Annotated in this window: 4 protein-coding genes and 1 tRNA gene; 1 reads left to right on the top strand and 4 read right to left on the bottom strand. The window is 58.0% G+C overall.

Annotated features, from left to right (window positions below):
- Positions 1-127: 127 nt before the first annotated feature.
- The 4 genes from ABYV89_RS14910 to ABYV89_RS14925 form a co-directional block, all read right to left on the bottom strand.
- Entirely contained in the window at positions 128-1,186 is a 1,059-nt protein-coding gene (locus tag ABYV89_RS14910; RefSeq protein ID WP_432823726.1) for a CNNM domain-containing protein, read from the bottom strand.
- A 240-nt stretch (positions 1,187-1,426) separates the two neighbouring features.
- Positions 1,427-1,882 carry a hypothetical protein gene (locus ABYV89_RS14915; protein ID WP_432823727.1) on the bottom strand — a complete coding sequence of 152 codons (456 nt, stop codon included), beginning with the start codon at positions 1,880-1,882 and terminating at the stop codon, positions 1,427-1,429.
- Positions 1,883-1,963: 81 nt separating this feature from the next.
- Entirely contained in the window at positions 1,964-2,326 is a 363-nt protein-coding gene (locus tag ABYV89_RS14920; RefSeq protein WP_432823728.1) for a translation initiation factor Sui1, read from the bottom strand.
- Between the two features lie 327 nt (positions 2,327-2,653).
- A complete protein-coding gene (locus ABYV89_RS14925) occupies positions 2,654-3,748 on the bottom strand; it encodes an AAA family ATPase (protein WP_432823729.1) in 1,095 nt (364 codons plus the stop codon).
- A 324-nt stretch (positions 3,749-4,072) separates the two neighbouring features.
- On the opposite strand from ABYV89_RS14925, the gene ABYV89_RS14930 reads away from it, so the two are divergent.
- A tRNA-Thr gene (locus ABYV89_RS14930) sits at positions 4,073-4,148 on the top strand.
- Positions 4,149-4,160 lie beyond the last annotated feature (12 nt).

Here is a 4,160-nt window from a genome sequence, read left to right on the forward strand (position 1 = left end):
CCCGAGAGTTTCAGCAGTTCAGCCGGGTTCCAGTTCACAGCAGACATGCGACCTCCTTCCTGATGCATACCCGCTCAGGGAATAACAGCCAGCCTTGGGCTCACTGAATGCCAGAGCGCAAAGCAGGCTACAACGGGTCCTCCTCCGAAACCAGCCCGAGTTTGCGCGCCCGTTTCTGCCAATTCTCGCGGGCCAGCCGCTGCAGATCCTCTACCGTATCGAGCTCATCGACGATCTCAATCCCAAGCAGGGTCTCGATCAGGTCTTCGATGGTCACAATCCCCTCGAATCCACCATACTCGTTGATCACCAAGGCGATATGCGCATTCTGCCCGAGCAGTGACTTAAACAGGGAAAGAAGATGGGAATATTCATACACCACCACGAGCTGCCGCGCCAGTTCTTTGAGCGGGCGATCATGGCGGCGCAGAATGATCTCCCGCTGCAGTTCGTCCTTGCGAACAAAACCGGTGATCTGGTCGATATTCTCGCCGTAGACCGGGATACGGCTAAAAGGGCAGTCAAGATGCTGCCGCAAGTAATCGCCGACGGTCGATTCCTCGGGCAGAGCCATGACTACGGTCCGTGGGGTCATGATACTCTCCACGTAGATGCGATTGAACCGCATCAGGTTCCTGATGATGCGGGATTCGTCCTGGAGGATGCCACCTTCTTTTTCGACGAAGGTGGATATGGCGCTCAGGTCGGCCCGACTGAAGACGCTCTCCCCCTGGGGTTTGTGCAACAGCCGGGTCAGCAATTGGCTGATCACGACACAGGGGTAGAGCAGCAGGATCAGCCCCTGGATCAACCGGGCGCCAGACGGTGCCAGCTGCCTCCAGTAGATGGCGCCAAGGGTTTTGGGAATAATCTCGGAAAGAACCAGGATGGCAAGGGTCAGCAACGCTGAAACCAGCGACAGGTATTTGTCCCCCCACAACCTCTGGGCCTGGGCACCCACTCCGGCGGCACCGATGGTATGGGCGAAGGTATTGAGAGTCAGGATTGCCGCCAGCGGACGGTCTATGTTTTCTTTGAACCGGGTCAGCAAACGAGCGATCCGTGGGGAATCCTTTTCCATAATCACGATGTAGGCGGGAGAAACGCTCAGTAAAACAGCCTCGAGGATCGAGCACATGAAGGAAAAGAAAAGCGCGATGAAAAGGTAGAGGACCAGCGTCTGCATAGCAGAAATCGCTCCTGTCCATTCAGCCCACCGCGAGGGCCGAATGCGATAAATAGCGCCTTATTATCATAACCGTTCAGGATCGTTTTAAAAATCCGGACTTACCGACCGGGCGGACTCGAACTTTAAGAACCGGAATATCAATGCCTGCTTCAGCCGCCGGGGCGCAAATCTGAAAAAACCTCCGCTGACAATGGAAATAATTTTAAACGATAACCAGCCTTCTTCAACCAGCCTTCTTCAACCAGCCTTCTTCAACCAGCCTTCTTCAATCTGACTGCGGAGCTGATCCAGGGCATGATCCAGAGAGACTTCGTAGCCGTCGTGATCGACCAGGCGCACCGGCTTGGTGCAGACGGGGCAGTCGAAGGCGTGGTAGGTGGTGGGCTGACGCACGGTGCGCCCCTGCTGTCTCTGGAATTTCCAGCCGGAATGGCTGCCCCAGTTGACCAGGAGGGTGCGACAGGTGGCGCAGTAGGGGCGGTGTTTTTTGTCCCAGAGGATGCCGAAACGATAGATGAAGCGGTTGCGCTGGCAGCGCCGCCACCACAGCCAGACAACCGGCATCGCGATGACCAGCAGCACCAGGGCGGCAAGGATGCCGGTGAAAAGCGGGAGGGTCACCGTTTCGGGGAGATCCCCGGAAACGGCGCGGAACAGGCGCTCAATTATTGAAGCAGGAGAAATTTGGGCCATATTATAGAATTCCAGTTGCCGGCACAGGCCATATTAATAACATGCGGGGAGAGTGAGGAGCAGGCGGCAGACGTAACGGACTTAGCCCCCGGCCAGTTTCACCGGCCAGCCCAGCTTCTTGAGTTCGGCCACCAGCAGGTCGCGGTGATCCCCCTGAATCTCGATGATCCCGTCCTTGACCGTGCCGCCGGTGCCGCACTGCTGCTTGAGGCGCTTGGCCAGCGCCTTGATACCGTCGTCGTCGAGGGGAACACCGGTGACCAGCGTCACTCCCTTCCCCTTGCGCCCCTTGGTCTGGCGGGCCACCCGCACCACCCCGTCCGAGGGCGCAGCTGCCTGTTTTCTGGCGCAGGCGCACTCTTTTTGCGGCCGGCTGCAGCCGGGGCACATGCGCCCGTGTTCGCTGGAATAGACCAGGCCGCCGCCCTTCTTCTTTACTGCCATTAACGCTCTCCCCTGAAAAAAACCGGGATTATAATACTGCATAAATCGGGGACATAATACTGAATTCCGGCTGCCGCAAAATCCGTAGCATGCTCCTGGCTGCAAAAACCCGGATTGACCCTGACGGCAGGCTCTGCCTTACTTTGATATTCGGCCGTTCGGGAGGCGCCCGCAGAAAGAGCAGCGGTGAGGTTACCGGCCCATCGGCACGGCATGAACGTGGAGTTATGCGCAGAGATTTGCGGCGCGGGGAAATGAGCGCGAAGAGGTTTCGACGTGATGACTAACGGTCATCACGCCCATATCGCCCAGTCCGACGGCCAGCTCTCAATCGAGCAGGGCGTCGATGGCGCCAAAGTCAAAACGCTTTTCGGCCAGCTCGTTGATCAGCTGGATTTTATGGGTGTCTTCGGCGGTGATCTTGGAAACGTCGTCGTTGATGATTTCGAAAACCCTGGTCGAGTTGAGCCCGGCGCGCATGTAGGGGATGCCGCTGTTGTCGATGATTCTCTGGGTGATGTGGCTGACCTCGCCGATGCCGGGGATAATGATGCCGGCAATCTTCTCCCGGTAGCCGGGGATCTGGTAGAGGTTGGCCAGGGTCACCAGCAGCTCGTCACGGCTGGAGTTGACGATTACCAGCGATGACTCCTTGAGCAGCTCGGCCACCCGCTGGGTCGAGGCAGCACCGATCTGCACGTGATGGGCGATGCGCTGGGCCTCTTCGGCATTGGCCTTCAGGGGAACATCAAGGACGCTGGCGATCCGCCGCAGGGTCGGGTTGGCGAGAATCGGCTGGTAGTTGAAGCCGCCGATCACGCCGAAGGGCTGGTCGGCAAAGGCGAGACTCAGATCGCGCAGCGACTGCTCGCGCCTTTCGGGATTAATCTTGTTGGCGAGCACCGCCTTGACCGGCACCTGCTCCTTTTCAAAGAGCGCCAGGTTCATGTGCACCGCATCGACCACGCTGCCGAGCCCGCCGCCGGCCACCATCAGCACCGGAGCCCCGGCGGCTGCGGCGATCCTGGCGTTGCCGAAGCCGAGGATCGAGCCGACCCCGGAATGACCGGCACCCTCGATGATCAGAAAATCGTTTTTGGCGTCGAGCTCAGCGATGGCCTCGAGGATCTGCCGCCGGATCGTCTCACGCGAAATGCTGCCCTCGAGAACCCGGCGCGTGTCGCCGCGCCCGAGCACGAAGGGAGACATCAGCGGCAGGTCGTGCTCAAGGCCGAAGACCCGCGCCATGACGATGGCGTCCTTGTCGGCGACAATGCCGTTGTATTCATCCGGCTTGGGCCCGATCGGCTTGATAAATCCGACCCGTCCGTACTTTTTTCGCGCCATGTGCATCAGCGACATCGAGGTCGTGGTCTTGCCGCTGTTCTGGGCGGTAGCGGCGATAAAGATTTTTCGAGCCATGACAGAGCCTCCCGGGTGGAGCGATTTAGAGCTTTAATCTCACTTATAGCAAAGCCATGGCGTATACCGCAGAAAAAAATCACCCCCCAGGGTCATGATATATTTCCTGCTGCTGAAACGCCGAAAGGGCTTTAACGCTGCGATGACGAACGTCGCCGGAAATGCTCGTCAAGCAGCCAGTGAGTTTCTGCACTCCTGGGCCGATTCGACCTGCCACCATTGTAACACACTAAAAAATAGCCCTTTACCCAACCCTGGAGCACGCCGAAAAGTCATTGACATCCCACCGGTTTTGCGCTAAATACATGAACCTCATAACTAAATGCCGCTATAGCTCAGCTGGTAGAGCAACTGATTCGTAATCAGTAGGTCGTCCGTTCAAATCGGATTAGCGGCTCCAAAAAATCAAGGG

This window comes from Trichloromonas sp., from assembly GCF_041583255.1.
Taxonomy (GTDB): domain Bacteria; phylum Desulfobacterota; class Desulfuromonadia; order Desulfuromonadales; family Trichloromonadaceae; genus Trichloromonas.

Bases quoted from the DNA above. Each gene is read 5' to 3' on its own strand.
- ABYV89_RS14925 (WP_432823729.1), bottom strand. From the start codon at position 3,748: ATGGCTCGAAAAATCTTTATCGCCGCTACCGCCCAGAACAGCGGCAAG.
- ABYV89_RS14915 (WP_432823727.1), bottom strand. From the start codon at position 1,882: ATGGCCCAAATTTCTCCTGCTTCAATAATTGAGCGCCTGTTCCGCGCC.
- ABYV89_RS14920 (WP_432823728.1), bottom strand. From the start codon at position 2,326: ATGGCAGTAAAGAAGAAGGGCGGCGGCCTGGTCTATTCCAGCGAACAC.
- ABYV89_RS14910 (WP_432823726.1), bottom strand. From the start codon at position 1,186: ATGCAGACGCTGGTCCTCTACCTTTTCATCGCGCTTTTCTTTTCCTTC.